The following is a 3971-nucleotide window of genomic DNA, read 5'->3' on the forward strand; positions in this document are numbered from 1 at the left end:
TTTCGCATCATCAAGCGACAGTTCGGCTTCGTGAAAGCCAGATACAAGGGGTTGCTGAAAAACGATAACCAACTGGCGATGTTATTCACGCTGGCCAACCTGTTTCGGGCGGACCAAATGATACGTCAGTGGGAGAGATCTCACTAAAAACTGGGGATAACGCCTTAAATGGCGAAGAAACGGTCTAAATAGGCTGATTCAAGGCATTAACGGGAGAAAAAATCGGCTCAAACTGAAAAAATGAAATGACTGAGTCAGCCGAGAAGAATTTCCCCGCTTATTCGCACCTTCCTTAGTATAGCCAAGCTTTATTGCGCCACTTGTGCGGGCGTTAGGCATTTCATGGATAGTAAAACGGAGAAAGTATGAGCGATTGGGATTTCTTACATGATATGCATAATGAGGGTTATAGCCCTGATCAAATCGCAGATGCAGCTGCTTGTGGATACAACCCATACGAGCCATTCGACTTTGAAGAACTAGGGTTAAGCTCGGAGGAGTGGGAAGAATTAGATGATTCGGAGTTGTCCGATGAAATCTCGACGATTAATCCTGAACTATCGGCAGTATTTAAAAACTTAGTTGATAATGCAAAATTGTTTCACTCATTAACGAACCGCTATTTGCAAATTTGGGGTGAATTAGGAGAGCTGTTTGGTGAAATTAATTATGGTATAAAGCGCCATAAGCCTCATACAAAGGGTTCAGATGGTAAGCTTGGTAATGATTTTATTGAAATAAAGACCATTTCCCCAGAAAAAAGCTTAGAAGAAGTTAAAGTTAAACGTGCTGGTAACTTTAATAAGCTTTTAATAGTCAAGATCAACGAAGACTTTTCTTTTGAAAGCCAGCTTATCGCAAGAAAGAACCTACCAAAGGGTGATGGCAAACATGTACGCGCATCATGGAAAAAGAAAGAGGCTACAAAAAATGCCTAATAATGCGCAGCACTCGCTCCCGTTGGTCGCTGGGACGTCAATCCGCTGCGCGGCTTGGCGCCCGTGTGCTTAGCGTTATAGCGATAGAGGCAAAAAATGATTTGGGAATCTTCTGATTGGAAAGAACCTTTACTAGAAAGCGCATCTAGATTGCAGAAATTAAGTAAATCAAACGAGATTGATGAATCTGAATTCGTGCAAATTGAAAAAGATGTTTTCATCGGTTTTTACGCCATTAGAAAGCTAATGGATACATCTAAAATCTCAGACTCAACCAAAAGCTTTGATGTTAGTTTGAAGTGTTTCCCTAACCTGAAGCCTGTAGATTATATGAATTGGCATAGAGTGGACGAGTTGTATGATCTTAGCGGCAAGCAGTGTGAAACCAAAACTCTCAGAGCACTGTGCAATTTTATTGTGCATAGCTATGTATTTATGCCAGAACTAAATGACGAAGGGCACCTTGTAAGTTTTTATGTTACGTCAGACAAAGATCGAAATAAAAAGCTTTACTCAGTTTCTATTGAGCAGGTAATAAACATTTTCAAATTGGTTGGTAGTGATTATCCAAGTAATACCAAGATGGTCAGGAACCCTAAAACAGGTGATTGGGACATACAGTCGTGGTGATGTGGTGATAATCGCTATAACAAACGCTTTAAGACGGATTCGCAACGCTCGGCGGTTTTGGTTCTAATTGGTTTTTGTGTTTACAGTGCAATAATTGAGTGTAGTGGTAGCGTTGCTCACCACTTAAGCGGGCGTTAGGCTTTAAGGGAAACTATGGCTCATTTTTATAGTTCGAAAGAACAAATTATTTCTGATTTTAAAAGAAATAAAATAAATACATCTAAACCAGGCTTTTATGACGAACCCAACTTTCTCAAAATTGAACAAATTAATCCTGAGTACTTAAATAACTATGCTCGTTTCGTGCAAGAAAAAATTTATAGTGAAGAATATCTAGATAAAGCCAGAAAAATTATTCCTTTGATAGCGAACGCGTTGCATAAAGAGTTACTAAGAGATGGAAGGCAAGGTGCCTGTATTGATTTATCCATGGTTCTTTCACGTATTCTGGAAAGAGAAGGGTTCTGGAATTACCTTGTAAAAGGTTCACTTACAGTTTCTTTTCCTAATGACTCAGGTATCGGTGACCGTTATTTTTGGTCTATTGATCATGGTGAATTTTCTGCTGGCCATGCTTGGGTGGTTGCGCCGCCTTTCGGAGTAATTGATTTAACTATTAAGCAACAAGAACGAGATTATAATGAATCTAAATATTTTCCCGAATTCATAATGGCTGAAGAGCTATCTCCTGACCTAGCAAAAGTTGAAGACATCATATCTCCCGAAGTACGTCAAATGTTGCAATTACAAGGGTTAAATTCACACAATATGATCTCGAAAATAAATCCTGTTTTAGAAAAAGTATTGGAAACATTTAAATCAGGTTCTCTAGTGGAAGGCAATACTAAATTTAAATACATTCCTGTAGCTTTTGGGGCTCCAGATTGTCCTCTAGAGGATATGGTTGGTATATCAACTGATGGCATGTCTGCTATAGAAATGTACACCAAGTTAGTAAAACCACGGTTGGTGGCAGAAAAAGCCTAACAAACACCTCAACAAGGACGCAAAAAGCTTGGCTTGCGTCACTTCGTCCCTAATTTTAGCCAAGCCTTTTGCGCCTGTCAGGCGGGCGTTAGCTTTCAATAATAAGGACATTTTAATGTTACCAGGAAATATCGAAGATAAGGTTGTTGATGAGTCCATCAATGGCGTTAAATCGTTTCTTTCGGCTGTATGTAAGCCCGCTTTATTAGAGCTAGGTTTTTTGTTATCAGATAAAGTGAGGGCTTGGAGAGTAAACAATATAGTAAAGATTATCGAAAAATCTGAAGGTAAAATTGCTTTTGATACGGAGAGAGACAGGCTAAATGTATCCGCTAGATTCGCTCTAGAGTTTCTAGAACAGTCTTCGAAAATTGATGAAGAGTCACTTCAAGAAATGTGGGCTGGCTTGTTTTCATCATCGTGCTATTCAGATGATGATGAAAACTTAATCTATATTGACCTTCTAAAGAAGATGACTTCATCTCAAGTAAAGTTAATTAACTTCCTAATTAACTCGTCTTACAAAGTACAAAAGACTAATGGTGAAATATATACACCGGGAGTATCGATTAACCGCAGTAAACTTCAGGCAGCTATGGGAATATCAAGTGTAGAACGGTTCGAAAGTGAGCTTGCCTACTTGCAATCATTAGCTCTTATCATGGAACAAAATAGATTTCCTACCCCTCCACACGACCCCAAAATGACAATCAATACTACAAACCTAGCCCTCAATTTACACTTGAAGTGCACGGGAGCAGGTTTTGGGTTAGCCGAGTTTTGGAAAGAAAAAATCGTAACATCAGATGAGTTCAATAGATTACAAGAGAACCATATGCAAAAGCTTCTTGGAAGCTTACGGGACTAAAAAAGCTAACAAAGCATTTAAGAGTAATTCGCAACGCTTAGCGTTTTCGCTTCGCTCAAGTATAGCCAAGCGTAGCTCACACCTTAATGCGGCGTTACCGCAAAGCAGGAGTTCACAGGAACGTGAATCGATTTGTCATTCAGAGGAAACGACAAAATTATTCCGATAGTCAGAAATCATGTGTATGTGCTTGACATTTCAGAATTTCTCTTTATAAAAGATGTAAAAATCTCATGGCAATAGCTTGAGTCAATTGCGCTGCTTTTATGAACGATGTTAATATCGTAAGTCATTGAATGTAAAGGTTATATTTGTGCTGTGATATACAAAAGTGAGGGTTCGAATCCCTCCCTCACCGCCAAATCTAAAAAAACCGACCTCAGGGTCGGTTTTTTGCTTTCCGGCAAACACCTATGCCGACAAGTGAGCCAGAGCCACGCAGTGGCAGATCATCCAGGGCGGGAGCACACTTTGTTGATATTTTAACCAAAGAATAACTGAGCCCGATAGTCGTCATTCCAGCCGGCTCTTTTTAGCTTGTTTCTCTG

General features: G+C 39.5%; 4 protein-coding genes, 1 tRNA gene and 1 pseudogene. All 6 read left to right on the forward strand.

Features of this window, described 5'->3' with window-relative positions; translation table 11 throughout:
- A pseudogene (locus AB5Y90_RS08065) lies at nucleotides 1-147 on the forward strand (IS5/IS1182 family transposase); the annotation flags it as partial.
- Between the two features lie 218 nt (nucleotides 148-365).
- Nucleotides 366-938 carry a hypothetical protein gene (locus AB5Y90_RS08070; RefSeq protein WP_368166780.1) on the forward strand — a complete coding sequence of 191 codons (573 nt, stop codon included), beginning with the start codon at nucleotides 366-368 and terminating at the stop codon, nucleotides 936-938.
- A 96-nt stretch (nucleotides 939-1034) separates the two neighbouring features.
- Nucleotides 1035-1568 carry a hypothetical protein gene (locus tag AB5Y90_RS08075; protein ID WP_025527482.1) on the forward strand — a complete coding sequence of 178 codons (534 nt, stop codon included), beginning with the start codon at nucleotides 1035-1037 and terminating at the stop codon, nucleotides 1566-1568.
- Between the two features lie 153 nt (nucleotides 1569-1721).
- Nucleotides 1722-2555, forward strand: a complete 834-nt coding sequence (locus tag AB5Y90_RS08080) for a hypothetical protein (RefSeq protein WP_368166781.1) — start codon at nucleotides 1722-1724, stop codon at nucleotides 2553-2555.
- Between the two features lie 115 nt (nucleotides 2556-2670).
- Nucleotides 2671-3423 carry a hypothetical protein gene (locus tag AB5Y90_RS08085; RefSeq protein WP_368166782.1) on the forward strand — a complete coding sequence of 251 codons (753 nt, stop codon included), beginning with the start codon at nucleotides 2671-2673 and terminating at the stop codon, nucleotides 3421-3423.
- A 295-nt stretch (nucleotides 3424-3718) separates the two neighbouring features.
- A tRNA-OTHER gene (locus AB5Y90_RS08090) sits at nucleotides 3719-3784 on the forward strand.
- Nucleotides 3785-3971: the final 187 nt, after the last annotated feature.

It is taken from the genome of Aeromonas sp. R4-1 (assembly GCF_040908325.1).
Lineage (GTDB): Bacteria > Pseudomonadota > Gammaproteobacteria > Enterobacterales > Aeromonadaceae > Aeromonas > Aeromonas veronii.

Coding starts and splice junctions, on each gene's coding strand:
- AB5Y90_RS08085 (WP_368166782.1), top strand. CDS start 2,671: ATGTTACCAGGAAATATCGAAGATAAGGTTGTTGATGAGTCCATCAAT.
- AB5Y90_RS08075 (WP_025527482.1), top strand. CDS start 1,035: ATGATTTGGGAATCTTCTGATTGGAAAGAACCTTTACTAGAAAGCGCA.
- AB5Y90_RS08070 (WP_368166780.1), top strand. CDS start 366: ATGAGCGATTGGGATTTCTTACATGATATGCATAATGAGGGTTATAGC.
- AB5Y90_RS08080 (WP_368166781.1), top strand. CDS start 1,722: ATGGCTCATTTTTATAGTTCGAAAGAACAAATTATTTCTGATTTTAAA.